Below are 25,833 nucleotides of genomic sequence, written 5' to 3' on the forward strand. Positions count from 1 at the left end.
ACCAGCGCGTCATACAAGACGTCATACGCGAGGTAGTGATTTTTTCCGAATCCGCCACTCGTCGCGAGCGACGAACAGGGCACCGCCCGCCAGCATCAAAGCGAGGCCGAACCAGGTGATGGCATAGACCACGTGGTTGTTCGGGAAGGCGATCACGGTCAGGCCACCATGGGGCTGCCCCGGCGCGTCCAGCGCGGCATTGGCATCGATGAAATAGGGTGCGACAGCGCCGGGCTTCTGGCTGGCGGCAATCGCCTCGACGTCGCGGGAATACCAGCGCTGGGCAGCGGGATCATTTGAGCGCAGGAACCCGCCCTTCGGTTCGGTGACGCGCAACAGGCCCGTCACCAACACCGACGTCGCGGGCGCCGCGAATGCGCCGGCTTTGCGCTCGTCGGGGCTGACGAAGCCCCGATTCACCAGCACAGTGTATCCGGCCTCGGCGCGCAGCGGCGTCAGCACCCAGAAACCGGCGCCGAGATCCGAGACAGCCTGCACCAAAGTATCGGCGCCCGGCACAAACCGCCCGGTGACGCTGACGCGACGATATTCATCGTCATTGCGATTGATCGCAGGCCACGCCGCAGGCCCGGGTGCAGCTTCGGGCGCGGCGTGGCTGCGCTGATCGACACGTGCGATCAGATCCAGTTTCCAGGCGCGGCGTTCGACCTGCCAGATGCCCAGCGCGGTCAATCCCGCGATCCCGAGCAGTGCCAGCAAGCCCAGCACCGTGAGGGTTGTCGCGCGACGTGGCGACCGCCCGGATTCCATTTTCGATTCAGATGACTCCTGTCTGGCCGGGCGGCCTACGACGATCCCGTCGTTGGCGCGCGCCGTGGCCATCAGGGCATATTCCTCATGTCGTGAACCGGCATCATGTTGACGTTGAGGTGGTACATCACCCAGAGCGAACCGCTCAGCGCAATCACGACGATGATGATCGTGAAGATCAGCGCCATCATGGTCCAGCCGGCATCCGACGTCGTGTTCATGTGCAGGAAGTAGACCATGTGAACCACGATCTGCACCACAGCGAACGCAACGACGATCGCGATGGTCCAGTTCTTGTTCTCGATCGCGCCCGTCATCACCAGCCAGAATGGAATGGCGGTAAGGATGACCGAGAGGACGAAGCCAGTCATATACGACTTGAACGAACCATGGTCGCGGCCGTCGTCGTGGCCGTGGTCATCGTGACCATGTCCGTGCGCGGCATGTGCATCGGCGCTCATCGCAGCACTCCCAGCAGATAAACAAAGGTGAAGACGCCGATCCAGACGACGTCGAGGAAATGCCAGAACATGCTCAGGCACATCAGCCGGCGCTGGTTCGCCTCGATCAGGCCGAAACGGGCGACCTGCACCATCAGCGTCACCAGCCAGATGATACCGAAGGTGACGTGCAGACCGTGGGTGCCGACCAGCGTGAAGAAGGACGACAGGAAGGCGCTGCGCCAGGGGCCTGCACCTTCGTGGATCATGTGATGGAACTCATAGAGTTCGATGCAGAGGAACGCGAGGCCGAACAGACCGGTGATGCCGAGCCATATTTGGGTCGACTTCACTCTGCCCTTCATCATCTCCAGCATCGCGAAGCCGTAGGTGATCGACGAAAACAGCAACATCGCGGTGTTAAGCGCGACGAGCTTGAGGTCGAACAAATCCTTCGGCCCGGGGCCCGCAGCATAGCTGCCGCCGAGTACGCCGAAGGTGGCGAACAGCATCGCGAAGATGAGGCAATCGCTCATCAGGTAGAGCCAGAAGCCCAGCATGGTGCTGGAACCGGCCGGATGATCGTGTTCATCGACGACGTAGAAGACCGGCACTTCAGTGCCGTTTATCGTTTGGGTCGGTACGTTCATGACGCGGCCTGCACTGCGAGAAGTTTCGTACGCTCGCCTTCGGTACGGATGACGTCCTCCAACGGAATGTGGAAGTCACGGTTGTAGTTGAAGGTATGGAAGATCGCGACGCCGACGATGGCAACGAAGCTCAGGGCCGCGAGCCACCACATGTACCAGATCAGGGCGAAGCCCATCGCCGTGGCCAAGATCGAGAGGATCACGCCGGTGCCGGTGTTCTTTGGCATATGGATCGGCCTGAAGCCCTCCAGCGGGCGCGTATAACCGCGGCGCTTCATGTCCCACCACGAGTCATTGTCGTGAATGACCGGGGTGAAAGCGAAGTTGTAATCCGGCGGCGGCGACGACGTTGCCCATTCCAGCGTGCGCCCGTTCCAGGGATCGCCCGTGGTATCGCGCAGCTTCTCGCGATTCCAGATGCTGACGGCGATCTGGACGAGGAAAGCACCGATGCCGATCGCGATCAGAACCGCACCGAAGGCGGCGATGACGAACCAGATCTGCAGCGACGGATCGTCGAAGGTGCGCAGGCGGCGGGTGACGCCCATCAGACCAAGCACATAGAGCGGCATGAAGGCAAAGTAAAAGCCGAGGACCCAGCCCCAGAACGAGACCTTGCCCCAGAACTGATCGAGCTTGAAGCCGAAGGCCTTCGGGAACCAGAAGTTGATGGCAGCGAAGATGCCGAACACCACGCCACCGATGATCACGTTGTGGAAGTGAGCGATCAGGAACAGGCTGTTATGCAGGACGAAGTCGGCCGGCGGTACTGCGAGCAGAACGCCGGTCATGCCGCCGATTACGAAGGTCAGCATGAAGGCAATCGTCCACATCATCGGCAGTTCGAACCGGATGCGGCCGCGATACATTGTGAACAGCCAGTTGAATATCTTCGCGCCCGTCGGGATCGAGATGATCATCGTCGTGATGCCGAAGAAGGAATTCACGCTGGCGCCCGAGCCCATGGTGAAGAAGTGATGCAACCAGACCAGATAGGACAAGATCGTGATGACCAGCGTGGCGTAGACCATCGAGGTGTAGCCAAACAGCTTCTTGCCCGAGAAGGTCGAGGTCACTTCCGAGAACACGCCGAACAGCGGCAGGATCAGGATGTAAACCTCCGGATGGCCCCAGATCCAGATCAGGTTCACATACATCATCGGGTTGCCGCCGAGATCGTTCGTGAAGAAGTTGGTGCCGACATAACGATCCAGCGACAACAGCGCGAGTACGGCGGTCAGGATCGGGAAGGACGCGACGATCAGGACGTTGGTGCAGAGCGAGGTCCAGGTGAAGATCGGCATCTTCATCATGGTCATGCCCGGCGCACGCATCTTCACGATGGTCGCAATCAGGTTGATGCCCGACAGCGTCGTGCCAACGCCGGCCACCTGCAGCGCCCAGATATAGTAGTCGACGCCGACATCCGGACTGTAGCCGATGTTCGATAGCGGCGGATAAGCCAGCCAGCCGGTCTTGGCGAACTCACCGACGAACAGCGACATCATGACAAGGATGGCGCCACCGGTGGTCATCCAGAAGCTGAAATTGTTCAGGAACGGGAACGACACGTCGCGCGCACCGATCTGCAGCGGCACGATGTAGTTCATCAGGCCGGTGACCAGCGGCATCGCGACGAAGAAGATCATGATCACGCCATGCGCCGTGAACACCTGATCGTAGTGATGGGCGGGCAAGAAACCTTCGGAGCCGTTGAAGGCCATGGCTTGCTGGGCGCGCATCATGATCGCGTCGGCGAAACCGCGCAGCAGCATGACGATGCCCAGCACCATATACATGATGCCGATCTTCTTGTGGTCCACGCTGGTGAACCACTCCTTCCAGAGATAGCCCCACAGCTTGAAATAGGTCAGCGCGCCGAGCAGCACGATGCCGCCGAGCGCGACCATCGCGAAAGTCGCGACCAGAATCGGCTCATGATATGGAAACGACTCAAGCGTCAAGCGGCCGAAGATGAACTTCGCAAGCCCGGTATTTGCCAGTGCGGCTGTATCAGACATTTAGATCGACCCGATCAGGTGTTGGAAGCGCGCCGCTCGGCAGGCGGCGGCGCAGGCGTGAAATTGAACGGCGCGGGGGCGGCACCCGGGCGCGCGAGACCGGCACCGGTGACCGGTGTCGGGTCGAGTGGAGTCGTCGTCGAGCGGTGATCGGCTGCTTCGCGTGCGGCCTCGGCAAGGGTACAGACGCTGGCGACGTAGTTCTTCGTCGAGCTTGTGCCGTCGAGCATCGAGATATTGTATTTCAGCGGCAGGATGTTGCGAGCGCTGGCGAGGCCGAGGCCACCCTTCGCATCCATCGCCATCATTTCACTCATGCACATCTTGCCGGGCTGGGCGCACATGTTGAGGATCGCCTTGTAGAGGTCAGGCGCGACTTCCTTGTAGAGACGCACCGGCACATTCTCGCTGGGCTTTTCGAGATCCAGATAGGCCTCGCGGCTCAGCGTCTCATTGCTCGCCTTGGCCTTGGCGATCCAGGCATCAAAGCCGGCCTGATCGACGCCATGGAACTTGAAGCGCATGCCGGAGAAGCCGACGCCGCTATAGTTCGCCGAAAAGCCGTCATAGACGCCAGCCTTGTTGATGACCGCGTGCAGCTTGGTTTCCATGCCGGGCATCGCGTAGATCTGGCCGGCGAGCGCGGGGATATAGAAAGAGTTCATCACCGACGAAGCAGTGATCTTGAAGCGCACCGGACGATCGACCGGCGCGGCCAGTTCATTGACCGTAGCAATGCCGTATTCCGGGTAGAAGAACAGCCACTTCCAGTCGAGCGCGACGACTTCGACCTGCAGCGGCTCCAGAAGGCTCGCAGCATTGCCGGGCGCAATCCGGTCGAGCCGACGATACGGGTCGAGCAGATGCGTGCTGGACCAGGTCACGGCGCCGAGACAGATGATGATGAGGAGGGGCATCGACCAGATGACCAGCTCGAGATGGGTCGAGTGATCCCAGTCCGGCTCGTATTTCGCGTCGGCATTCGACTGCCGGTACTTCCAGGCGAAGAACACGATCAGGGCCATCACCGGCACGATGATCAGCAGCATCAACACCGTGGAAATGACCACGAGATCGCGTTGCTGCACTGCGATGTCACCCGCAGGATTCATCACGACGAAATTGCATCCGCCCAGCAAGGCAACCAAGGGCAGCAAAAGGAGTATCCGTAGGCGGCTCAAGGTGTTACCCATTCAATAATGTCCGTCGCGCGCACGGTTAGGCGTATTTGCTGCAGGGCAACATTGGACAATTTGTCCAATGGTCCGAAGACGCGGTTCGCGACAAATCGTCAACCTCGCGTCGCCCTTTGGGCGTCGATTGCATGACCTTCAACACACCACCGACGGATAGAAAAAATGGCGCAGACGTCATCGACGATCGAACGGGACGCACGCCTTCTGCACACGGATGGCCACGGAGCGGTTAACCCGGGCGAGATCGCCATTGGCGTCATCATCGGCCGGACCTCCGAGTTCTTTGACTTCTTCGTCTATGCGATCGCTTCGGTGCTGGTGTTTCCAAAGCTCGTCTTCCCCTATCTCGATCCTCTGACCGGCACACTCTATTCCTTTGCGATCTTTTCGCTGGCATTCATCGCCCGCCCGATCGGCACGATGATCTTCACGGCCATCGATCGCAGCCAGGGCAAAGGCGCCAAACTGACCATCGCGCTGTTCCTGCTCGGCGTTGCCACCGTCGCCATCGCCTTCCTGCCCAGCCACGAATCCATCGGCGTCGCATCGGCGTGGCTGCTGGCTGCTGCACGTATTGGCCAGGGTATTTCCTGGGGCGGCACCTGGGACGGCCTTGCTTCGCTGCTGGCGCTCAATGCGCCGGAAGGCAGGAAGGGCTGGTACGCCATGATCCCGCAGCTCGGCGCGCCGATCGGCCTTCTGGTGGCGAGCGCGCTGTTCGCCTTCTTCGTCGACACGCTGTCCGCTGACGACTTTCTCGACTGGGGCTGGCGCTATCCGTTCTTCGTTGCTTTCGCCATCAATGTCGTCGCCCTGTTCGCGCGCCTGCGCATGGTGGTGACGCCGGGCTACACCGAACTCTTCGAAGCCCGCGAACTCGAGCCGTCTTCGATCACCGAGACGATCGCCCAGCAGGGCCGCACCGTTGTTATCGGCGCCTTCGCACCGCTGGCGAGCTTCGCACTGTTCCACATGGTCACAGTGTTCCCGCTCTCATGGGTGTTCCTGTTCACCCGCGAAGCACCCGGCCGCTTCCTGATCGTCGAATGTATCGGCGCCGTCTTCGGCATCGTCGCCATGATCGTGTCGGGCTATGTCGCCGACAAGGTCGGTCGCCGCACGCTGCTGACCGGCTCGGCGATTGCCATCGCCGTGTTTAGCGGCTTCGCTCCGCAGATGCTGGACGGCGGCATCGTCGGGGAACTGGCCTTCATGGTGACCGGCTTCATCCTGCTCGGCCTGTCGCTCGGTCAGTCGTCGGGCTCGGTTGCATCGAGCTTCTCGAAGCGCTTCCGCTATACGGGTTCGGCGCTCACCACCGACCTTGCCTGGCTGTTCGGCGCCGGCTTCGCACCATTCGTGGCGCTGGTGATGTCGAGCCGCTTCGGCCTGTCCTCGTCGGGCGTGTATCTGCTGTCGGGCGCGGTCGTGACCCTGCTTGCGATCTCGATCAACCGGCAGTTCGCCAGCCGCGACGCCTCGGCGATCCAGCCGTAAGCAACACTGCCGCTGAAGAAAGAGCCCCGGTTCTGAGCAGGACCGGGGCTCTTTCTTTTTGTTTTGACTCGTTTTCCTGACGCGAACCGGCATCTACTTCGCTAATGCGACAGCGGCACATCATCCTGATGCAGGATGCGTTCGGCGGCGCCCTGCAGATCGTCATACTGGCCTGATTTCAGCGACCACAGGAACGCCGCGAGGCCGCATAGGCCAAGCCCGATGGCGATCGGAATCAGATAGAAATAGTCTGTCATTCCGCCGGCTCCATTCTGACTGACATTCGCGGCGTTGATGCGCTTGCGCCCTGAGACTTGTCGGACTTGCCGCGGCCACGCAGCCGCAGCGCGTTGGCCACCACGACGATGGACGAACCGGACATCGCAATCGCGGCAACTAGCGGCGTGACGTGACCCATGATCGCGATCGGCACCGCAATGAGATTGTAGCCGACTGCCAGCGCGAGATTCTGCCGCACGAGATGCCCTGCCTCGCGCGAGACCGCGATTGCCTGAGACACGGCCGACAGATCCTCGCGCAGGAAGACGAGATCTGCGGCGTTGCGCCCGACATCGGCAGCCGACGCCGGCGCCATCGACGCATGCGCGGCCATCAGCGCCGGCGTGTCATTGAGCCCGTCGCCGACCATCAGGACCTTCTTGCCGGCCGATGCCAGCTTCGCCACATGCGCCGCCTTGCCGCCCGGCAGCACGCCCGCGAAATGCGGCACGCTCATGCCACTCGCAAGCATCCGCACCGGCGTCTCACGATCTCCCGAAACGACTTCGACAGCGAGCCCGTTGCGCTTCAACGCGCCGACCGTCTCAGTTGCGCCCTCGCGCAACCGATCCTCAAAGCGGAAATCCGCCACGCATTGTCCATCGCGCGACAACACGACGGAGGATCCATCGAGATCCATACCGCTGGTATCGGCGAGGGCCCATTCCGGCCGGCCGAGGCGCAGCACGTTGCCGCCGAAGCGCGCTTCCATGCCGCAGCCCGGATGTTCGGAGACATCATCGAGCGCAATCGGAGTCGTCGTTGTTGAAACGGCAGCAGCGAGTGCACGCGAATAGGGATGACGTGAATGCGCGGCGATCGCGCCGGCCAGCGCCAGGGTCGCAGGATCGACGTTGTCCGAATTGACGACGCGGGCATTGCCAAGCGTCAGTGTGCCCGTCTTGTCGAACACCACCGTATCGATCTCGGCGAGACGCTCAAGCGCCCCGCCATCCTTGATCATGATGCCGCTCTCAAACAGCCGCCGCGCAGCAACCACCTGCACCATCGGCACAGCTAAGCCAAGCGCACAAGGACAAGTGATGATCAGCACCGCCACTGCAATGGTGATCGCGCGATGCACATCGCCGGACACAACGAGCCAGCCGACGAGTGTGATGGCCGCGGTGAGATGTACGACCGGCGCATAGAGCCCAGCTGCACGATCGGCGATGCGGCGATAGACCGAACGGCCCTGCTCCGCGGCTTCCATCATCCGCAGCATCTCGGCGAGGAACGACTCGTTGGCAGAGGCCATCGCGGTAATCGTCAGCGGCCCCGTCAGATTCAATGTGCCCGCGCGCAGCACCGACCCCGGCAGTGCCGGCTGCGGCACGCTTTCGCCTGACACCAGCGAGACATCGAGTTCCGACAGACCCTTGGTCACCTGCGAATCGACCGGCACGCGCTCGCCGGCAGCAAGCATGATGGTCATACCCACAGTGATTTCACCGACCGGCAGATAGATCTGCGCACCGTCACTCTGCAGAACCAGCGCACCCCGCGCCGCCAGGCGTGCGAGCCCCTTCACCGCGACACGCGCGCGCTCGCGCATCATGTGATCGAGGGTGCGGCCGATCAGCAGGAAGAACAGTAGCGACACCGACGCATCGAAATAGGCATGCGGACCATGGATCGCAGTCTCATACAGGCTCATGCCGAAGGCCAGCAACACGCCGAGCGAGATTGGCACATCCATATTGGTGCGACCGTGACGCAGTGCCTGCCAGGCCGAGCGAAAGAATACCCGGCCGGAATAGATCAGCGTCGGCAGCGCGATCAGCGCAGAGATACCGTGGAACAGATCGCGCGTCGCGGGCTCGGCACCGGACCACACCGAGACCGATAGCAACATGATGTTGCTGGCCGCAAAGCCCGATACCGCGAGCGCACGGATCAGTTCCGACAGCGTCGTATCCGTGGCATCGCCGTCGACCTCGAACAGATGCGCTTCATAGCCGACTTTGCGCAGCGTTTCGATGAAAGGCGGCGGTGCGGCATCGGCGCGCCATTTGATGGTGACGCGCTTGGTCGAGAGATTCACCCGCGCCCATGTTACGCCGTCAAGCGCACCAAGCGCTTGTTCGACCGTGCGAATACAGGCGCCGCAATGAACGTCCGGCACCGAGAGATCGGTCTGCCTCAAACCGCCCGCAATGGTCCGGCTGACCAGCAGGATTTCGCGCGGATCCGGCGCCGACAGTATGGCCAATTCTGCTCCTGAGCCACAGCAACTCATCGGAGACCTCGTTTCTCACTTTGCACATGATCCTTTCGGAAACCGGTTCCCGCTTCTCCGGATCATGCTTTAGCCAGTCACCTCGACACCCGGCTTCATCGCCACATAGGCGTGCCATGTCCCGTGACCGAGCACGGGAAACACGACGATCATACCGAGCAGGCCGGTCATGACATTGATCAAGAACAAAGCCAGCGCGATTCCCGCCCAGGTCAGCATGACCGGCAGATTGGCCCAGACCATTCCCATACTGGTGCCCATGGCGGTAAGCGCATCGACGCGTTCGTTGAGCAGCATGGGAATGGCGAACACGCTGATCGCAAAGGAGAATGCCGCAAAGATGCCGCCGACCGCGGTGCCGGCGATCAGCATCGCCCAGCCGACGGGTGTGGTGAACAGCATGGAAGCGACGCCATCGAGGCCGGGAAACGGGTTCATGCCGAAAAACAGCGCGTAGATGATCACCGCGGCGCGGATCCAGACCAACATCAGCGAGCACAACAAGAGGCCCGCGAACAGCAACTGCCCGCCCGACTTCGGCCGGACGAGAATTATCTGCAACAGCGAGACACGCTCATGGGCGGCGATCCGGCGGCTCTTCTCATAGAGTCCGATGGCGAGTACCGGCCCGACCACCATGAAGCCGGCAAAGGCCGGAAACAGGATGTAGTCCCAGCCAAAGGCGAACAACCCGCCGACCAGGACGACCGAGACCGCGAAAACGAGCACGCCATAGCTGAGGCTCACCGACGGGATAATTGTCAGATCGCGCCAGCCGGCTTTGAGCCAGTCAAAGGCGACGGATGGCGCGACATGGCGATTCCACGACACCGAGGGCGGCCGCGGAGGGGCAACGGCTGGAAGAGTCATCTTCGACCTCGCAATCTCAATGACGCGGCGTGCATGACGAGGACGCCGCACTGAATTTGCCGGCTTCCGCGACACTGGCGCCGCGCTTGACGTGATCGATACAGTCGGGCTGCGACGAAAACGCCACATAGACCATGTGCGCATTGGCCATCAGCACCAGTAGCAGACCGGCACCAATCGCCATCCAGACCCAGATCTTCGCGTTGACGTGCTTCATCGCTGCTACATTCATGGCCCGGCAGCCCTGAGGTTGACGAGATAGAGCGCGAGGATCTTGCGATCGAGCGCCGACAGCCGGGAATCCCAGCTCGGCATGTGACCTTGCCGGCCACCCCAAACAGTCGTGAAGACCGACTGGGCGTCACCGCTATAGATCCAGAAATTGTCACGCAGGTTCGGCGCACCGAGTTCGATATTGCCGGTCGCGTTCTCGCCATGGCAGGCGACGCAATTGTCGGTGAACACCACCTTGCCGCTGGCGAGCTTCCCGGGCGCGATCGCCTTGGCGACGGCAGGGTTCGACAGGCTGCGAACATAGTCGACGACATCGTCGATCTGCTCGCGCTTCAGCATTCCGTCACGGCCGAAGGCCGGCATCTGCGAGGTCCGTGAATCCTTATGCGGCGAATTGATGCCAACGCGGATCGTCTCGGCGATCGCATCGGGCGTACCGCCCCACAGGAAGGCCTGCGACACCAGCGTTGGAAAGCCGTTGCCGCCCTCGGCGGCGCGGCCATGACAGGCGGCGCAATTATCGCCGAACAACGTCGCGCCGGTTTGCCGCACGATCGTCATCAGCCGCTTGTCAGCCTGAATAGCCTCGAAGCTTTCGGTCTCGATCAGCTTGCTCCATTTGGCGCGCTCCGCGGCCGCGTCCTTGATTTGCTCCGCAACGATATTGCGCTGATCGATCCCCAGCAGACCCTTGGTATATGTCACGCCCAGCGGCCAGGCCGGCATCAGGATCCAGTACACGACCGAATAGAGAAAGGTCGCCCAGAGAAAGAAGACCACCGCACGCGGCACCGGCGTGTTCAATTCCTTGATGCCGTTCCACTCGTGGCCGGTGGTGAGATAGCCGGAGACGGGATCGCGTTCCTCTACTGCCATCGCTTTGCCTCATACGGCTTGTCCTCAACGGAAGGATCGAGGATCGACTGCGCCGCAGAGTCGAACGACTTTTTGTTCTTCGGCCAATATGCATAGACCACCACGCCGATCGACATTGCGATCAGATAGAACAGCCCGAAGGACTTCGCGAACCAGACAGTGGCCTCGTGCTCCATCGTCACTCTCCCGCCGCAGCCGTTTTAGCCTTGTGGGCCGCATCAGTCAGCTTGCCCAAGATCTGCAAGTAAGCGACCAGCGCATCCATCTCGGTGGGCTCGCCGGGCTGGCCATCGAAGGCGCGCACATTGGTCGCCTCACCATAGCGCTTGGTGACGCCTTCGGCGAAGGGCGTATCGGGCGAGGTCTGGCCATAGGCATCGTTGGATGCGTTGGCGATCATCTCATCCGTATAAGGCACGCCGACCTTGCGCAGCGCGGCCAGATGCAGGCCGAGATCGTCGATCCGCGCCTTGGCGCGCGTGAGATAGGCATAAGGCGGCATCACGGATTCCGGCACCACGTCGCGTGGGTTGATCAGGTGCTTAACGTGCCATTCGTCGGAATATTTGCCGCCGAGACGCGCGATATCCGGTCCGGTACGCTTCGAGCCCCACAGCATCGGATGGTCGTATTTGGATTCGACCGCGAGCGAATATGGCCCATAACGCTCCACTTCGTCGCGCAATGTGCGGATCATCTGCGAATGACAGGCGTAGCAGCCCTCGCGGATGTAGATGTTGCGGCCGGCGATTTCGAGCGGCGTATAGACGCGCATATCCGGTGCATCTTCCACCGTCTGATGGATCGTGAACAGCGGCACGATCTCGATGAGGCCGCCGATGCTAGCGGCAATGATGATGCCGATGGCAAGACTCATCGTCTTGCGTTCGAGCTTGTAATGCAGGCCGAACAAACCCATCGTCATTCTCCCGGCTGCAGCGCAGGCACGCCAGCGGGCTGTGCCGCCGGACGATCTGCGGCGCGTTCATCGGCCGGCTGATCAGCAGTGCGGATAGTCATGACGATGTTGTAGAGACCGATCACCGCACCAGCGAAGAAGAAGAACCCGCCGACCGCGCGCGCAACGTAATAGGGCTTCATCGCGATCACTGTCTCGATAAAGGAATAAGACAGCGTGCCGCTACTGTTATAGGTGCGCCACATCAAGCCCTGGATGATACCTGAATTCCACATCGCGAAGACGTATGTGAAGAGGCCGGCGACAGCGAGCCAGAAGTGCCATTCGACGAGCGCCGGCGAATACATCCGCTCGCGCTTCCACAGCCACGGCACCGACGCATAGATCGAGCCGAAGGTGATCATGGCCACCCAACCGAGTGCGCCGGCATGGACGTGGCCGACGGTCCAGTCGGTGTAATGCGACAGCGAGTTCACCGAGCGGATCGCCATGAACGATCCCTCGAACGTGGTGAGGCCGTAGAACACCGCAGCCACCATCATGAAACGCAGCGTCGCATCGTCGCGCACCTTGTACCAGGCGCCGTTCAGCGTCAGCAGCGCATTGCCGGCGGAGCCCCAGGACGGAATCAGCAGCATCAGCGAGAAAGTCATGCCGAGCGTCTGCACCCATTGCGGCAGCGCCGTGTAATGCAGGTGATGGGAGCCCACCCACATATACATGAAGGTGATGCCCCAGAACGAGATGATCGACATCCGGTAGGAATAGATCGGCCGTCCCGCCCGCACCGGTAGATAGTAATACATCATGCCGAGGAAGCCGGAGGTGAGAAAGAAGGCGACGGCGTTGTGGCCGTACCACCATTGGGTCATCGCATCCTGCACGCCGGAAAAGGCCGAATAGCTCTTGGCGTGACCGAACGAGACCGGCATCGCCAGATTATTGACGGTATGCAGGATCGCCACCACCAGGATGAAGGCCATGTAGTACCAGTTGGCGACGTAGATATGCGGCTCCTTCCGCCGCGCCAGCGTCCGCATATAGATGACGAAATAGACGATCCAGACGATTTCCAGCAGGACGTCGGCATACCATTCCGGCTCGGCATATTCCTTCGACTGGGTGACGCCCATGAAGTAGCCGGTGGCGGCGAGCACACAGAACAGATTGTAGCCGAGCAGTACGAACCACGGGCTGATCTGATCGGGCAACCGCGCGCGCGAGGTCCGCTGCAGCACATAGAGCGAAGTGCCAATCAGCCCATTGCCGCCGAAGCCGAAGATCACCGCGCTGGTATGCGCAGGGCGGATGCGGCCGTAGCTCGACCAGCCGGCATCGAACGTCAGATTGGGAAACACCAGCTGCCAGGCAACCCAGTCGCCGATGAACATGCCGATCACGGCCCAGATCATCGCCAGGATGATCGCCAATTTGGTAGGGTCATCGTAATACAGCGCCAGCCGGGCCTCGTCCGGCTCTGGCTCGTAATAGACATAAATGACACCGAAGATGCCGGCGATCCCCGCCAGCATGACAATCGCACCATGGACGCCGAGCGGGTCCTGGCGGCCGGCGATCGCCATCGCGAGGCCGCAAATCGTGAGAGCCAGCAGGATGATGAGCGCGAGCTGCCGCTCCGATTTGGTCAATTGCGCGATCATCCGGTCGTCCCCTGCTCGTCTCGCGGCGGCTCGTCAGGCAGGACGCGCAGCGCCCGATCGGCACAGAGCATCCTCACACCATCACGACTAACTCACTCCGCCGCCACAGCGATTGACTTAGGTCAAGCCCGCGAACGGATTCCGACCGGGATCAATCGCAATTTTTGATACTTACAACCAATGTCGCGCAACCGAACCTGACGCGTCTCTTCTATAGGCGCAGACAGGATGCCTGCGCCTATTAGTCCTTCACGTCGTAGCGATAGGATTTCGAGACGATCTGCCAGCCATCGGCCAGCTTCATCGCGATCAGGTAATCGGTGAAGTAACGCGGCGGCAGCTGGCAGCGCACCTTGATGAAGGCTGTCTTGTCGTCGGAGCGATCGATGGTGACAATGAGGTCATCGCGGGTCTTGCCATCGACCTTGCCCGAGGTCCGCGTACGAACCATGGCCATCCAGTCCGGCATAGTCAGCACTTTCAGCTCGCCATTCTCGACCCAGCGCAGATCCGCGGTCGGATGAAAGATCGCGCCAAGCTTGTCGGCATCAGCCTCGTAGAGGCCGTCGAAATAATGCTGGATCACCGCTTCAACGGTCGAACGATCATAAGCCAACTTAGTCCCCCACCCACAATCAGACTGGAACCCTTATAACACAGAAGCGATGACGGCCATACTATACCGTTGCATGGGTGGTCCGGCCTTAGATCACTTGCTGTCACCCAGCATCTTTCGAAAACGCTCGATCTCCTGCGGCACGAAATGCGCAAGATAGGCCGGCGCCATTTCGGCATCTGCGGCGGGCATCGAGCCGAGATCATCGAGGCGCTTCTGATAATCGGGATTGGCAACAGCAGCGCGCATCGCGGCATTGAGCTTCGCGATGATCGGCGCAGGCGTGCCCTTCGGCGCGAACAGCGCATACCAGCCAGATATTTCAAATTGCGGCAACCCGGCCTCGCTGGCAGTCGGAACGTCAGGCAGATGCGGCAAGCGCGTTCTGGATGCCAGCGCAATCGCGCGAATGAGACCGCTCTGGATGGCCGGCGTCACCGACGCCGAGGAATCGCAGATGCCATCGATCTGCCCACCGATCAGATCATTCAGGGCCGGACCGCCGCCGCGATAGCCGACCAGCGTAACATCGATGCCCGCAGCCTGAACGAAAGCCTTGCAGAATAGATAGTTCTGCGAGCCCACGCCGGAGTGGCCGATATTGAGACGGCCGGGATTCTGTTTCGCATGCGCGATGAATTGCGCGAGATTGTCGGCCGGAAAATTGCGCCGGATGGCAACCATAGCCGAACTCTTGTTGAACATGCCGATGCCTACAAAATCCGACGGCGCGAATTTCACATCGGGCGTGAACAGGTAGACCGCAGTATTGGTGCCGCTATTGCCCTGCACGATGGTGTAGCCGTCAGGCGGGGCCTGCGCGACGCGAGCCAGCGCCACGGCCCCGCCCGCACCGCCGATATTTTCGATCACGATGGGCTGACCGAGATGCCGGCTCATCTGTTCGGCAATCAGCCGTGCGTTGACATCGGAACTGCCGCCGGCAGCGAATGGCACAACGAGCGTGATGGGACGGGTGGGATAATCCTGCGCGGATGCACACAGCGGCGCGATCAGCACCAGACAGAGCGGAGCAAGCCTGAACCAAGCCATCCCAAATCCTCCCTGACCAGGTCTTGTCTAAGTAGATCTTTGCCTGATTTTTCCGTGATCTTAGGGAGTATCCGGCGCCGGATGCAAAGACATGTTATGCTGCAGAGCGGCGTAACCGACGGCGTGCGGCGCCGTTCCTTGACGTCTACGGAGGTCCTATGACCATCTCCATGGTTCACCCAACGATCGATACCAAGAGCCTGCTGACCGGCGCACAATTCGCCGACGCCTTCAGTATCACGACCGAGACGACGGACCTGACCGCCCGCGACGCCGCCACCCGCATGCTCAGCCATTCTCCGCCTTGGGTGGACGCCTTGATGCGGCTGCGGGATCTGATCGTTGCGCCCTTCGGGCTGAAGACGGCGCAATCCGCGCGTCACGCCAATGTCGACAAGGTCGGCTTTTTCCCTGTGCTCAGCGAGACGCCGCAGCGTCTGATCGCGGGCTTCAATGACAATCATCTCGATTTTCGCGTCGTGGTCGATGTCGCAGCGGACGGTACCGGCCAGCGCGTTACGGCAACGACCGTCGTGCTGATGCATAACTGGCTCGGACGTATCTACCTGACGGTCATCAAGCCGTTTCACCGAATGGTGGTCCGTTCCATGCTGCGGCAGGTCACGCGCTGAATTTGCCGTGGCAGCCGTGGGGAACCTGGGTCATCGCAGCCCGTTAGCCCATATGCCATTTACAGAGATTGATCCGCAGAACGAGGAGCTGAAAGTCACGCTGGCGCACGCGTTTGACGCCGCTTGGCAGCCCTTTGTGACGCATGAAGGCGAGTCCGCGGACACGCCCGAGAACCGCCGCCGCCTTGCCGCGCGGATTGTCGCCGTGGCGCGGTCAGGACAGATCGATGAAAAGGCGCTCAGCGAGGCCGGATTGATTTACCTCCGCGTACTCGCCGAGGCGGCGCGGCTTTCCACCCGCATTCGTGACGTCGCATCTCCCGATCTGGCACCTCAGACTGACGACCAACGAAACCAGTCGTTCGGCCCGGAGACGGTCGCTGCGATGTCCACAGCGCTGGATCGCTGCCTCGATGAATTGCCGCTGCAGATTTCATCGGACGCCGTGCAGTTGCTCTCGAGCAGTATTCTCGATGAAGCATCGCGCGGGGAGCGCGACCCGGAAAAGCTGCAGCTCCACGCCTTGGCATTGCTCAAATCGCGTCAGTAGGCTCCTTGCTCACCGGATCCGTCTCGGCCCATTCGGCGACGCAACGTTCGAGATCCTTCAAATTCTGCCGCATCTGTTCCAGCGAAAAGCCGATCGCGAAGAAGCGCTCGGCTACATCGCCGGGTAATCCGCGCGTTAGCCCCTCTTGCCGAAGCGCACCGACCTCTCCTGCATAAGCCTGTAGTGCGGTCTGCACCGGCCAGATCGCCGGCGCGCCGGTGCCGCTGCGCAGTGCTACGGCGGTCGAATGCAGAAACGTCGCCATCGCATCGCTGACCCGCGACAGCGGACCCGCCAGCCTGACCTGCAACGCAGATGGTAACGGCACCACAGTGGACCGCCCGATCATGACCAGGTCATGCCGCAGCCGCAGCGTTGTGCGCAACAGCGGGCCAGTGTCAGGGCCGCTGGACAGATGCGCCGCACGTTCGCGCTCGGCTTCGGCGCCGATCGCATTCAGATTGGTGAGCGCATGGCCGATGCCATCCTGCAACCGGTGCAGTGCTTCATTGTCGCGGCCGCGCGTCAGAGAGGCGAGCAGTTCGGTGAGCGCCGTCGCGATCAGATCGAGCGCCTCGGCCGAACTGGCGCGGACCTGATTATGCGCCCGCGACGGCAGCACCAGGAACGACACCAGAAGACCTGTGACGGCACCGACCGTGACTTCGAGCACGCGGTCGATGGCGGATTCCAGTGGTGTGTTGTGATTCATCATCGGCAGCAACAGCACGATGATCGCCGTCACCGTTGCAACATTGAGGCTGGGATTGATCGCCGCGATGAAGGCCAGCGGCGCCACCGCCAGCACCAGAACGGCGAGCAGCGCGCCTTCATTGGAATGCGGGATCAGGATCGCAACCGCGCCGCCATAGATGGCGCCGCCGATCGTGCCGACCAGATAATCACGTGTTGCCTTCAGCGACCGCCCGACACTCATCTGGGTGACAATGATCGCCGTCAGCACAGCCCACAGCGGCAGTTTCAGCCCGACGGTCAGGGCTATGATCAGCGCAGCAAGCGCCGCTGTGGTCACCCGGACGCCGAGGCCGAGTTCGACCTTTCGCGCCCGGAAGAAGGCAACCACCCGTTTCAGGAAGCCGAGAATTCGCTTCGATGCGGACATGTCAGAATTGATCCCTGAAACGGATTTTGACGAACCAGTTTCAGCATGGCTGATCCACGCGTCGCCATGGCCGCTTGAAACGCCGATTTGGTCCGCCTAAGGCTATTTCAACAAGAGTGAGGAAACACAATGGCCAATGAGACCGCAACGCTTGCCGCTTATGTCGCGGACCTGAAATTCGACGACATTCCGCAGGACGTGCTGGAACGCGCCAAGGTCCTCACCCTCGATTATCTCGGCAGCACCATCCGTGCCCGCAGCGAGGCCGAATCCACCCCCTCTTTGCTCAAGATGCTGGAGGCCCTGTCGCTGGACGGCAAGGGAGAATCCACCGTCTTCGGCGACAGCAAGACCTGGACACCGGCCGTGGCCGCCCTGCTCAACGGCGCGCTCGGCCATTCGCTCGATTTCGACGATACCCATGCCGATTCCTCGCTGCATCCCAGCGCTCCCGTGGTACCCGCCGCCTTCGCCATCGGCGAAATGGTCGGCGCATCGGGCAAGCAGGTGCTCACAGCCATCGTCGCCGGCTACGAAGTCTGCTGCCGGCTCGGCAACGCCCTCGACCCGACCTCGCATTATGCCAAGGGCTTCCACCCCACCGCGACGGCCGGCACCTATGGTGCTGCGGCTGCAGCCGGCAAGTTGTTCGGGCTCTCGAAGGATCAGCTGATTTCAGCCTTCGGCGTGTCGGGCAGCCAAGCGGCGGGTTCGCTGCAGTTCCTCGTCAACGGCGCCTGGAACAAGCGCTACCAGGTCGGCGCGGCCGCCATGAACGGCGTGATCGCCGCGACTTTAGCGCGCAACGACTTCATCGGCGCGACCGAATCCGTCGAAGGCAAGCACGGCCTCCTGGTTGGCTATAGCGATAACGCGCATCCGGAGAAGGCCGTGGCCGATCTCGGCTCGGTCTATGAGACCATGAAGATCGGCATCAAGCCCTATCCGAGCTGCCGCTATACGCATGCGGCCATCGACGCATTGGTGGCGATGCGGCGCGAGCACAATCTGACGCCCGAGCAGGTCAAGCGCGTCGAGATCGGATTGCATCGCAACGGCATCACGCTGACCGGCGACGCCGCCACCAAGCGTCATCCGACCTCCATCGTTGGCGGCCAGTTCTCGATGTTCTTCACCGGCGCGCTCGCGCTCGATCAGGGCAGCTTCGGCTGGGACGACTATAAGCGCCTCGGCGACAGCGCGATCAACACGCTGGCCGACCGCTTCGACGTGGTTCAGGACGAACGCCTGGAAGGCAAGCGTCATCCGTTCGGCGCACGCGTCAGCATCCACACTGAAGATGGCGTGCATGAGCGCATCTATGCCGATCCGTCGGGCGAGCCGACATCGTTTCCCGATGCCGTGGCGATGCAGCAGAAATTCCTGCAGCTCGCGCGCCCCGTGCTGAACAATCGCGCCGAGAAATTCGCGGATGCGATCCTCTCGCTTGAGACTTTCGACCGCGTGGCGACGGCGACGGCGCTGGGACGGTAACGGACATCAAGCGCCGTCGATGACGATGAAATCGGCCTCGGCGTATTTTTGCCGGATGGATCTGGCGGTTTCGTATTCCGGGCTACGGTAGCAGGCGGTTGCGGTCGCGTGGTCGGCGAATTCCACCACCACATTGCGATCGCGGGCGTCGCCTTCCATGGTTTCGAAGGCGCCGCCGCGCACGATGAACCGTGCGCCGAACTTGTCGAACGCCGGCTTGGCCGCAGCGAGATATTCCGGATAACGGCCCTCGTCGCGCACCGAGACGCGGACAATCCAGTAGGCTTTCGACATCATGGCTCTCCAGTTTTGATGTGATCGTTGTGACGCGCTCTGCGTCGCGTCGTCGTTGCCACGGCGGGTCACCGCATCAATGCCGGCGCGGGTCACGCCGATATCGCGCAATTCGTAATCGCTCATGGAGCGTAGTTCGTCACGCGCCTGTTGCCGCTCGCGCAGGCATCGCCAGCCGTGACGCAGGGCCGCGACGGCGGCGATCGCGACCGAACGCAACATCCGGCCGCGCTCAGCATGGACACGCCGGATGATGGATCGCTTCAGCGCAGTCCATTGCAGCGGCGTCAGGCGACGGACGTCGTGCGCATACGTTTCGCGTTTGTCGTCGATCATGTCCGCCCCTTTCCGCTGATGGGTGCCGTTGGCCATGCGGGTTTACCCGGCGCATTTCATCCCATAAAATGAATAATCAAGATCGTTTCGATCTCATGGAGAGATGTATGGATCTGTCCGAGCTGCGCATCTTCCGCGCCGTTGTGCGCGAAGGCGGTGTGACGCGCGCCGCGGAACGGTTGCACCGCGTGCAGTCCAACGTGACGACGCGGGTGCGTCAGCTCGAGGACGATCTCGGCACGGCGTTGTTCGTGCGCGAAGGCAAGCGCCTGCATCTGACGCCCGCGGGCCAAACGCTCCTCGGCTATGCCGACCGGCTGCTGGCGCTGGCCGACGAGGCCCGCGACGCGGTGCAGGACCCACGGCCGCGCGGCGTCTTCCGCCTTGGCGCCATGGAGAGCACCGCGGCGGTGCGCTTGCCCGGACCGCTCAATGAATTTCACCGCCGCTATCCCGACGTGCAACTCGAAATGCGCATCGGCAATCCGGAGACCCTCGCGAAAGGCATCCTTGCCGGTGATCTCGACGCCGCCTTCGTGGCCGAGCCGATTGCCGCGGCGCCGTTCGACCGCATGCATGCGTTCGACGAGGAGCCGGTGATCGTGTCGTCGCCACGCCATCCGCCGATCGGGCGCAAGGACAGCGCGCCGCGCTCGGTACTGGTGTTCGAGAACGGCTGCCCGCATCGCAAGCGGCTGGAAGACTGGTATGCAAAGCGCGGCGAGATGCCCGAGCGCACCATCGAACTCGGCTCCTATCACGCCATGCTCGGCTGCGTAGTCGCGGGTATGGGCATCGCGCTGCTGCCGGAAAGCGTGCTGTCGACATTCCCGGAGGGCAAGCGGCTCACCGTGCATCGCCTGCCGCGCGGCGAGAATCACGCCGAGACGGTGCTGATCTGGCGCAAGGGCGCGGCTTCGCCGAACGTCCAGGCAATGCAAAAAGTGCTGCTGGACGAACGAACGACCCGCGGCCCTGCAGATAAGCGCAAGGCATCAAGCGTTAACGCACCGCACAATGTGAAGTAGATTTACAACCGCATTCTCCCGTGGCTAACGTCACGCCAATAAAAAGCAAACAGGAGGAGACCTTTATGTTGCGCGTTACAGCGATTGCAGCCGGATTCGTTATCGGCGTTGCGGCTCTTACGACAATCCAGCCTGCCATGAGCCAGTCTGACGGCTGGGTCACGCTGGTCGATAGCACCAAGATGGGCGACTGGGACAAGGTCGGCGACGCCAACTGGGAAATGAAGGACGGCGCGCTCGCCGCCGACAAGCTGCTCTCCGGCAAGGATCTCGCTTATCTCGTCAGCAAGACGCCCTACAAGGATTTCCAGATCAAAGCCGAGTTCTGGACCGATGCCGAAGCCAATAGCGGCATCTTCATCCGCTGCGATAACCCGAAGGTGATCGACGGCAAGACCTGCTACGAGGTCAACATCTTCGACAAGCGGCCCGACCCGTCCTACGGCACCGGCGCCATCGTCGATGTGGCCAAGGTCAATCCGATGCCCAAGGCGGCGGACAAGTGGAACACTTATGAGATCACGGCGAAGGGCCCGAAGCTCACGGTCATCCTGAACGGCGAAAAGACCGTCGATGTCGAGGACACCAAGCACGCCGCCGGCCCGATCGCCCTGCAATACGGCTCCGGCGTGGTGAAATTCCGCAAGGTCCAGATCAAACCGCTGTAAGCACAGCCATTCCTCAGTCCGGACGGAGCGATCCATCCGGGCTGAGGCCTTTTACCCGCCCCGCCAAATGCTGCTATGATGGGCCCAACCCCACGGAGCCCTCATGAGCTGGCAACCATCAGAAGATCCGATCCTCGGCGACGCGCAGACCTGCGACGCGCTGGAGCTCGTGATCGTGCCGCGCACCCGCGATCTCGGCGACGGCTTCCTCGTCCGCCGCGCCCTCCCCCATGGCAAGCGCCAGATGGTCGGCCCGTTCATTTTCTTCGACCATTTCGGCCCGATGCAGTTCATCTCCGGCAAGGGCATGGACGTGCGGCCGCATCCGCATATCGGCCTGGCCACGGTGACCTATCTGTTCGACGGCGCGATCATGCATCGCGACAGCGAGGGCAATGTCCGCGAGATCCAGCCCGGCGCCATGAATCTGATGACTGCCGGAAAGGGCATTGCCCATTCCGAGCGCACGCCGGATGTGCAACGCCGCGACGGCCAGAAGATGCTTGGCCTGCAGAGCTGGATCGCTTTGCCCAAGGGCTCCGAGGAAATCGCACCGTCGTTCCAGCATTATGCCGCAGACAGCCTGCCGACCATCACCGACACCGGCTTCACCGCGCGCGTGATCGCCGGCAAGGCGTTTGGCAAAGCTTCGCCGGTGTCGATGGTGTCGCCATGGTTCTATGCCGAAGTGGCCGTCGAGGCCGGCACCAGTGTGCCGCTCGATCCCGACCATGAGGAACGTGCGGTCTATATCGTCGATGGCGAGATCGAGATCGCTGGCGACCGCCATGAGGCGCCGCAACTGCTGATCTTCCGGCCCGGCGATGCCATTACTATCAAGGCGACGCGCAATACCCGCATGATGTTCCTCGGCGGCGACGCGCTGGAAGGGCCGAGGCATCTGTGGTGGAATTTCGTGTCCTCCAGCAAGGAGCGCATCGAGCAGGCGAAAGAGGACTGGAAAACCGGCCGCTTCGCGCATGTGCCCAACGAACACGAATTCATCCCGCTGCCGGAATAGGCTCACTCCTTCATCACGTCGCCGCCGGCCAGACGCCGGACGACTCTGCTTTCGAAAGACCCTGACATGACCACAATGGCCGCCAGCGACCTGCCCCTCCCCAAGATCGGTCGCGGCAAGGTGCGCGATATCTATTCCGTCGGCGACGACCGCGTGCTGCTGCTGACCACCGACCGCATCAGCGCCTTTGACGTGGTCATGAACGAAACCATCCCGATGAAGGGCGCGGTGCTGACCCAGATCAGCGCCTGGTGGTTCAACCAGCTTGGCGGCGTGGTCCCGCATCACATGATCTCGGCCGATGCCGACGAGATCATCGGGCAGGTGCCGGCGCTCGCAGGTCACCGCGCCGCCTTGGCCGGTCGCGCCATGCTGTGCCGCCGCACCACCGTCTTCCCGATCGAGTGCGTGATCCGCGGCTACATTTCGGGATCGGCCTGGAAGGAATATGCCGCGTCAGGCACGTTGGCCGGCGAGAAACTGGAAGCTGCGCTGCGCGAAAGCGAGAAATTCGCCGAGCCGGTGTTCAGCCCGGCCACCAAGGCCGAGACCGGCCATGACGAGAACATTACCATCGCCCGGATGCGCGAGATTATCGGCGAGGAGGATGCCTTCACGCTCGAGAGCATGACTCGCGCCGTCTACACCCAGGGTGAAGAGATCGCTCGCGAGGCCGGCATCATCATCGGCGACACCAAGTTCGAATTCGGCAGGGAAGGCAATGGCCGCATCATCCTGATCGACGAGGTGATGACCCCCGACAGCTCCCGCTTCTGGGCCGCCGACGTCTATAGACCGGGCCAGCCGCAGCCGAGCTTCGACAAGCAACCGCTGCGCGACTATCTCGACATCGAGCGCCGCGCCGGCCGCTGGAACGGCGAAGCCCCGCCGCCGCCGCTGCCCCCTGAGGTGATCGACGCCACCAGCAAGCGCTATTTGGAGGCCTATCGCCGCCTGACCGGCACGGAGCTGGTCATCAACTAACAAACTGACTGTCTTTCCCTCGGACTGTCATAAAAATAGTCTTGTCCGTACATCTCACCGTCGTCTACCAGAGACGGCGGCGGTTGCGCCTGTCGCGCAGCGCTCCTACAGGTTCGCGCGTGACATACTTCCGGCCCGCACTCCTCATCGCCCGTCATTGCGAAAGTAGCCGCCCATGACTGACTCCCTTGTCAGCCCGGGCGTGTTGCACGCATGGCGCAATGACGTGTTCGGCGGCCTGGTCGCCAGCGTCCTCACCATCAGCTTCGGCCTGTCCTATTCGGTGCTGATCTTCACCGGGCCGCTGGCCTCGCTGCTGCCCTACGGCATTGCCGCGACCTTCATCTCTGCAAGCGTCATAGCCGCCGTGATCGCCCTTGGCAGTTCGTTCCCCTTCGCGGTCGCCGGCCCCGAGAGCTCGACCGCAGCCGTCACCGCCATCCTGGCGGCGGCTCTGGTCGAGCACATCGTTACGGCCGATGCACCGTCTGCCTTGCTTGGCCCGGTGCTCATCACCCTATCCTCGGCCACGATCATCACCGGCATTGTGCTGTGCGGCTTCGGCGTTACCCGCATGGGACGCGCGATCCGCTATGTGCCCTATCCGGTGATCGGCGGATTTTTGGGAGCCACCGCCTGCCTGATCGTCACCGGCGCCATTCAGGTGATCACCGGCTACAAGCTGCAATGGACGAACCTGGCAAAACTCGCCAATCCGATGATGTTCTACGAGTTGCTGGCCGCGGTAGCCGTCGCACTCACCATCTATGCGACCTGGCATCGGTCCCGTAAGCCACTAGGCCTGCCGATGATTCTCATCGGGAGCGTCATAGCGGCTCATCTAATTTTCAAGATCGCCGGTGTGTCCGTGATCGAGGCACAGGCTATGGGCTGGACCTTCGCATCGCCGCCCAAGGCCAACCTGACCTTACCCTGGGCCTTCTTCAGCGACGGCTATCCATGGCAGGCGCTGCCCGGACTCATCGGCAATTTCATCGCTGTGATCTTCGTGACGGCCGTGAGTACCCTGTTCAATACGACGGGCCTCGAAGTCGCCGCACATCGGGAAGCCGATATCGAACGCGAGCTCAATGCGACCGGGGCGGCCAATATCCTGGCCGGTGTACTCGGAGGCTATGCCGGCTGCATCTCGATCAGCCGTTCGCTCCTGAATCGCAACAGCGGTGCCACGGGGCGGCTTTCGGGCCTCACCGTCGCCGCGGCAGCCGCGCTGATGCTCGTCGTCGACCCCGCGCTGCTGGCCTATATGCCGCGCTTCGTGCTCGGCGGCCTGCTGCTGTATCTCGGCTTGGAGCAACTTCATCGTTGGATCGTCGACTCCCGCAAGCGGCTGTCGCTGCTCGACTACCTGTCGCTACTGGCAATCATCATCATTATTCTCACATGGGGGTTCGTGGCCGGCGTGCTGATCGGCATCGTGATCGGCTGCACCACCTTTGCGCTCAGCGTATCGCGGGTATCCTCGATCAAATACGGTTTCGATGGCTCCGAATATCGCAGTTCGCTCGATCGATCACTTGAGGATCAGCGTACGCTGGCGGCGCATGGCCGCGAAATCCAAGGCCTTAACCTGCAGAGCTATTTGTTCTTCGGCTCGGCCAACCGGCTCTATCTGCATGTCAAGGCGCTGCTGCGCCGTCATCCCGAGTGCCGCTATCTCGTCTTCGACTTCAAGCTGGTGACGGGCATCGATTCGTCGGCCGCCCACAGCTTCGCCCAGATCAAGCGCATCGCCGAAGGCCACGGCACCACGCTGGTGCTCGCCAATCTTCATCCCTCAGCCAATCGCAATTTGCGCGCCAGCCTGTTCATCGATGACGCCGTCAAGGTCATGGGCGAACTCGATCACGCGCTGGAGTGGTGCGAGAACGAGGTGATCGCGCGGCATCGCGGGCTCGCCGAAGAAGAAGCCAACTTGCGCGACTGGTTCACCAAGATCCTGCGCACCGCCGACGATTCCGAAGAACTGATGCGCCGCTGCCAGCGCGTCGAGGTCGTTGCCGGCGAGATCATCGTTCAGGCCGGCGACGCTGCCGATTCCATGCACTTCATTCTGGACGGCCGACTCGGCATCATGGTGCCGGCGGGCGATGGCAAGCTGACGCGGGTGCGCAGCCTCGGGCGTTACACGACGGTGGGCGAAATGGGCCTTGTCGCCTATGCACCGCGCAGCGCCACCATCCAGGCAGAGATCGCCAGCGTGCTGTATCTGCTGCGCGCCGACGCCTTCGAGGACATCAAGCAGAACCATCCGGCATTGAGCCAGAAACTGCTGACTTATTTCGTGTCTGTGATGGCGGAGAGGCTGGCTTTTGCGAGCCGGATGATCGCGGTGCTGCGAAGGTAAGAATAGCCGACAC

Annotated in this window: 26 protein-coding genes and 1 pseudogene; 9 read left to right on the forward strand and 18 right to left on the reverse strand. The window is 61.9% G+C overall.

Going from position 1 to position 25,833, the window contains the following annotated elements:
- Positions 1–21: 21 nt before the first annotated feature.
- From AB7828_RS20305 to cyoA, 5 genes are read right to left on the reverse strand one after another with little or no spacing between them, the layout of a single operon-like run.
- A complete protein-coding gene (locus AB7828_RS20305; RefSeq protein WP_441231014.1) occupies positions 22–843 on the reverse strand; it encodes an SURF1 family protein in 822 nt (273 codons plus the stop codon).
- Positions 843–1,232 carry a cytochrome o ubiquinol oxidase subunit IV gene (cyoD, locus tag AB7828_RS20310; RefSeq protein ID WP_093757703.1) on the reverse strand — a complete coding sequence of 130 codons (390 nt, stop codon included), beginning with the start codon at positions 1,230–1,232 and terminating at the stop codon, positions 843–845. The genes AB7828_RS20305 and cyoD overlap by 1 nt, the downstream gene beginning before the upstream one ends.
- Entirely contained in the window at positions 1,229–1,861 is a 633-nt protein-coding gene (gene cyoC / locus AB7828_RS20315; protein WP_441231015.1) for a cytochrome o ubiquinol oxidase subunit III, read from the reverse strand. The genes cyoD and cyoC overlap by 4 nt, the downstream gene beginning before the upstream one ends.
- Positions 1,858–3,882, reverse strand: coding sequence for a cytochrome o ubiquinol oxidase subunit I (gene cyoB / locus AB7828_RS20320; RefSeq protein ID WP_231078730.1), 2,025 nt, complete (start codon positions 3,880–3,882; stop codon positions 1,858–1,860). Before cyoB ends, cyoC begins: the two co-directional genes overlap by 4 nt.
- Before the next feature lie 14 nt (positions 3,883–3,896).
- On the reverse strand, positions 3,897–5,063 hold the full coding sequence (gene cyoA, locus AB7828_RS20325) for a ubiquinol oxidase subunit II (protein WP_441232285.1): 1,167 nt from the start codon (positions 5,061–5,063) through the stop codon (positions 3,897–3,899).
- Between the two features lie 177 nt (positions 5,064–5,240).
- Here cyoA and AB7828_RS20330 point away from each other — a divergent pair, with 177 nt between their 5' ends.
- The gene (locus AB7828_RS20330; RefSeq protein WP_441231016.1) at positions 5,241–6,575 is read left to right on the forward strand and encodes an MFS transporter; all 1,335 of its coding nucleotides are present in this window, start codon (positions 5,241–5,243) and stop codon (positions 6,573–6,575) included.
- 101 nt (positions 6,576–6,676) lie between these two features.
- Here the strand turns inward: AB7828_RS20330 and ccoS are convergent, their stop codons facing one another.
- The 10 genes from ccoS to AB7828_RS20380 all read right to left on the reverse strand — a co-directional run bounded on the left by ccoS (position 6,677) and on the right by AB7828_RS20380 (position 15,322).
- Positions 6,677–6,832 carry a cbb3-type cytochrome oxidase assembly protein CcoS gene (ccoS, locus tag AB7828_RS20335; protein ID WP_089263381.1) on the reverse strand — a complete coding sequence of 52 codons (156 nt, stop codon included), beginning with the start codon at positions 6,830–6,832 and terminating at the stop codon, positions 6,677–6,679.
- Positions 6,829–9,093, reverse strand: a complete 2,265-nt coding sequence (locus AB7828_RS20340; protein ID WP_441231017.1) for a cation-translocating P-type ATPase — start codon at positions 9,091–9,093, stop codon at positions 6,829–6,831. Before AB7828_RS20340 ends, ccoS begins: the two co-directional genes overlap by 4 nt.
- A 69-nt stretch (positions 9,094–9,162) precedes the next feature.
- On the reverse strand, positions 9,163–9,963 hold the full coding sequence (locus AB7828_RS20345) for a DUF2189 domain-containing protein (protein ID WP_441231018.1): 801 nt from the start codon (positions 9,961–9,963) through the stop codon (positions 9,163–9,165).
- A gap of 16 nt (positions 9,964–9,979) precedes the next feature.
- Positions 9,980–10,195, reverse strand: coding sequence for a hypothetical protein (locus AB7828_RS20350; RefSeq protein ID WP_441231019.1), 216 nt, complete (start codon positions 10,193–10,195; stop codon positions 9,980–9,982).
- Positions 10,192–11,073, reverse strand: coding sequence for a cytochrome-c oxidase, cbb3-type subunit III (ccoP, locus tag AB7828_RS20355; RefSeq protein ID WP_441231020.1), 882 nt, complete (start codon positions 11,071–11,073; stop codon positions 10,192–10,194). The genes AB7828_RS20350 and ccoP overlap by 4 nt, the downstream gene beginning before the upstream one ends.
- Positions 11,064–11,249 (reverse strand): cbb3-type cytochrome oxidase subunit 3, encoded by a 186-nt coding sequence (locus AB7828_RS20360; RefSeq protein WP_439065348.1) that lies wholly within the window; start codon positions 11,247–11,249, stop codon positions 11,064–11,066. Before AB7828_RS20360 ends, ccoP begins: the two co-directional genes overlap by 10 nt.
- Before the next feature lie 2 nt (positions 11,250–11,251).
- Entirely contained in the window at positions 11,252–11,992 is a 741-nt protein-coding gene (gene ccoO / locus AB7828_RS20365) for a cytochrome-c oxidase, cbb3-type subunit II (protein WP_439065349.1), read from the reverse strand.
- Between the two features lie 2 nt (positions 11,993–11,994).
- Positions 11,995–13,653: a cytochrome-c oxidase, cbb3-type subunit I gene (ccoN, locus tag AB7828_RS20370; RefSeq protein WP_441231021.1), complete on the reverse strand. Its 1,659-nt coding sequence runs from the start codon at positions 13,651–13,653 to the stop codon at positions 11,995–11,997.
- A 241-nt stretch (positions 13,654–13,894) separates the two neighbouring features.
- Positions 13,895–14,269 carry a nuclear transport factor 2 family protein gene (locus AB7828_RS20375; RefSeq protein WP_068729987.1) on the reverse strand — a complete coding sequence of 125 codons (375 nt, stop codon included), beginning with the start codon at positions 14,267–14,269 and terminating at the stop codon, positions 13,895–13,897.
- Between the two features lie 93 nt (positions 14,270–14,362).
- Entirely contained in the window at positions 14,363–15,322 is a 960-nt protein-coding gene (locus AB7828_RS20380) for a tripartite tricarboxylate transporter substrate-binding protein (RefSeq protein ID WP_441231022.1), read from the reverse strand.
- 158 nt (positions 15,323–15,480) lie between these two features.
- Between AB7828_RS20380 and AB7828_RS20385 the strand changes: the two genes are divergently transcribed.
- Positions 15,481–15,954, forward strand: coding sequence for a DUF2867 domain-containing protein (locus AB7828_RS20385; protein ID WP_089263368.1), 474 nt, complete (start codon positions 15,481–15,483; stop codon positions 15,952–15,954).
- Positions 15,955–15,961: 7 nt separating this feature from the next.
- Positions 15,962–16,504, forward strand: a complete 543-nt coding sequence (locus AB7828_RS20390; protein ID WP_441231023.1) for a hypothetical protein — start codon at positions 15,962–15,964, stop codon at positions 16,502–16,504.
- On the opposite strand, the gene AB7828_RS20395 is transcribed toward AB7828_RS20390, so the two are convergent.
- Positions 16,488–17,627 (reverse strand): FUSC family protein, encoded by a 1,140-nt coding sequence (locus AB7828_RS20395; protein ID WP_441231024.1) that lies wholly within the window; start codon positions 17,625–17,627, stop codon positions 16,488–16,490. The genes AB7828_RS20390 and AB7828_RS20395 overlap by 17 nt on opposite strands.
- Positions 17,628–17,756: 129 nt before the next feature.
- On the opposite strand from AB7828_RS20395, the gene AB7828_RS20400 reads away from it, so the two are divergent.
- Positions 17,757–19,121: an MmgE/PrpD family protein gene (locus tag AB7828_RS20400; RefSeq protein WP_441231025.1), complete on the forward strand. Its 1,365-nt coding sequence runs from the start codon at positions 17,757–17,759 to the stop codon at positions 19,119–19,121.
- A 6-nt stretch (positions 19,122–19,127) separates the two neighbouring features.
- Here the strand turns inward: AB7828_RS20400 and AB7828_RS20405 are convergent, their stop codons facing one another.
- Together AB7828_RS20405 and AB7828_RS20410 are read right to left on the reverse strand one after the other, a co-directional pair.
- Complete coding sequence (locus tag AB7828_RS20405; protein WP_441232286.1) at positions 19,128–19,415, reverse strand: DUF1330 domain-containing protein; 288 nt, start codon at positions 19,413–19,415, stop codon at positions 19,128–19,130.
- Between the two features lie 96 nt (positions 19,416–19,511).
- Positions 19,512–19,787 (reverse strand): annotated as a pseudogene (locus AB7828_RS20410) (DUF1127 domain-containing protein); the annotation flags it as partial.
- Positions 19,788–19,858: 71 nt separating this feature from the next.
- Here AB7828_RS20410 and AB7828_RS20415 point away from each other — a divergent pair.
- The 5 genes from AB7828_RS20415 to AB7828_RS20435 all read left to right on the forward strand — a co-directional run bounded on the left by AB7828_RS20415 (position 19,859) and on the right by AB7828_RS20435 (position 25,820).
- A complete protein-coding gene (locus tag AB7828_RS20415; protein WP_441231026.1) occupies positions 19,859–20,779 on the forward strand; it encodes a LysR substrate-binding domain-containing protein in 921 nt (306 codons plus the stop codon).
- 65 nt (positions 20,780–20,844) lie between these two features.
- Positions 20,845–21,447 carry a 3-keto-disaccharide hydrolase gene (locus tag AB7828_RS20420; RefSeq protein WP_089263360.1) on the forward strand — a complete coding sequence of 201 codons (603 nt, stop codon included), beginning with the start codon at positions 20,845–20,847 and terminating at the stop codon, positions 21,445–21,447.
- 103 nt (positions 21,448–21,550) lie between these two features.
- On the forward strand, positions 21,551–22,468 hold the full coding sequence (locus tag AB7828_RS20425; protein ID WP_120287589.1) for a pirin family protein: 918 nt from the start codon (positions 21,551–21,553) through the stop codon (positions 22,466–22,468).
- Between the two features lie 66 nt (positions 22,469–22,534).
- Complete coding sequence (locus AB7828_RS20430; RefSeq protein ID WP_441231027.1) at positions 22,535–23,452, forward strand: phosphoribosylaminoimidazolesuccinocarboxamide synthase; 918 nt, start codon at positions 22,535–22,537, stop codon at positions 23,450–23,452.
- A 175-nt stretch (positions 23,453–23,627) separates the two neighbouring features.
- Positions 23,628–25,820 carry an SLC26A/SulP transporter family protein gene (locus AB7828_RS20435; protein WP_441231028.1) on the forward strand — a complete coding sequence of 731 codons (2,193 nt, stop codon included), beginning with the start codon at positions 23,628–23,630 and terminating at the stop codon, positions 25,818–25,820.
- Positions 25,821–25,833: the final 13 nt, after the last annotated feature.

Source organism: Tardiphaga sp. 215_C5_N2_1, assembly GCF_052076055.1.
In the GTDB taxonomy this organism is placed as follows: domain Bacteria; phylum Pseudomonadota; class Alphaproteobacteria; order Rhizobiales; family Xanthobacteraceae; genus Tardiphaga; species Tardiphaga robiniae.

Excerpts from the sequence above, each read along its gene's own strand:
- cyoC (WP_441231015.1), bottom strand. The coding sequence starts at position 1,861 with ATGAACGTACCGACCCAAACGATAAACGGCACTGAAGTGCCGGTCTTC.
- AB7828_RS20305 (WP_441231014.1), bottom strand. The coding sequence starts at position 843 with ATGGCCACGGCGCGCGCCAACGACGGGATCGTCGTAGGCCGCCCGGCC.
- AB7828_RS20360 (WP_439065348.1), bottom strand. The coding sequence starts at position 11,249 with ATGGAGCACGAGGCCACTGTCTGGTTCGCGAAGTCCTTCGGGCTGTTC.
- ccoP (WP_441231020.1), bottom strand. The coding sequence starts at position 11,073 with ATGGCAGTAGAGGAACGCGATCCCGTCTCCGGCTATCTCACCACCGGC.
- ccoS (WP_089263381.1), bottom strand. The coding sequence starts at position 6,832 with ATGACAGACTATTTCTATCTGATTCCGATCGCCATCGGGCTTGGCCTA.
- AB7828_RS20425 (WP_120287589.1), top strand. The coding sequence starts at position 21,551 with ATGAGCTGGCAACCATCAGAAGATCCGATCCTCGGCGACGCGCAGACC.
- AB7828_RS20395 (WP_441231024.1), bottom strand. The coding sequence starts at position 17,627 with ATGTCCGCATCGAAGCGAATTCTCGGCTTCCTGAAACGGGTGGTTGCC.
- AB7828_RS20400 (WP_441231025.1), top strand. The coding sequence starts at position 17,757 with ATGGCCAATGAGACCGCAACGCTTGCCGCTTATGTCGCGGACCTGAAA.
- cyoD (WP_093757703.1), bottom strand. The coding sequence starts at position 1,232 with ATGAGCGCCGATGCACATGCCGCGCACGGACATGGTCACGATGACCAC.
- AB7828_RS20380 (WP_441231022.1), bottom strand. The coding sequence starts at position 15,322 with ATGGCTTGGTTCAGGCTTGCTCCGCTCTGTCTGGTGCTGATCGCGCCG.
- AB7828_RS20430 (WP_441231027.1), top strand. The coding sequence starts at position 22,535 with ATGACCACAATGGCCGCCAGCGACCTGCCCCTCCCCAAGATCGGTCGC.
- AB7828_RS20350 (WP_441231019.1), bottom strand. The coding sequence starts at position 10,195 with ATGAATGTAGCAGCGATGAAGCACGTCAACGCGAAGATCTGGGTCTGG.
- AB7828_RS20340 (WP_441231017.1), bottom strand. The coding sequence starts at position 9,093 with ATGAGTTGCTGTGGCTCAGGAGCAGAATTGGCCATACTGTCGGCGCCG.
- ccoO (WP_439065349.1), bottom strand. The coding sequence starts at position 11,992 with ATGGGTTTGTTCGGCCTGCATTACAAGCTCGAACGCAAGACGATGAGT.
- AB7828_RS20415 (WP_441231026.1), top strand. The coding sequence starts at position 19,859 with ATGGATCTGTCCGAGCTGCGCATCTTCCGCGCCGTTGTGCGCGAAGGC.
- cyoB (WP_231078730.1), bottom strand. The coding sequence starts at position 3,882 with ATGTCTGATACAGCCGCACTGGCAAATACCGGGCTTGCGAAGTTCATC.
- AB7828_RS20385 (WP_089263368.1), top strand. The coding sequence starts at position 15,481 with ATGACCATCTCCATGGTTCACCCAACGATCGATACCAAGAGCCTGCTG.
- AB7828_RS20405 (WP_441232286.1), bottom strand. The coding sequence starts at position 19,415 with ATGTCGAAAGCCTACTGGATTGTCCGCGTCTCGGTGCGCGACGAGGGC.
- AB7828_RS20420 (WP_089263360.1), top strand. The coding sequence starts at position 20,845 with ATGTTGCGCGTTACAGCGATTGCAGCCGGATTCGTTATCGGCGTTGCG.
- AB7828_RS20330 (WP_441231016.1), top strand. The coding sequence starts at position 5,241 with ATGGCGCAGACGTCATCGACGATCGAACGGGACGCACGCCTTCTGCAC.
- ccoN (WP_441231021.1), bottom strand. The coding sequence starts at position 13,653 with ATGATCGCGCAATTGACCAAATCGGAGCGGCAGCTCGCGCTCATCATC.
- AB7828_RS20345 (WP_441231018.1), bottom strand. The coding sequence starts at position 9,963 with ATGACTCTTCCAGCCGTTGCCCCTCCGCGGCCGCCCTCGGTGTCGTGG.
- AB7828_RS20435 (WP_441231028.1), top strand. The coding sequence starts at position 23,628 with ATGACTGACTCCCTTGTCAGCCCGGGCGTGTTGCACGCATGGCGCAAT.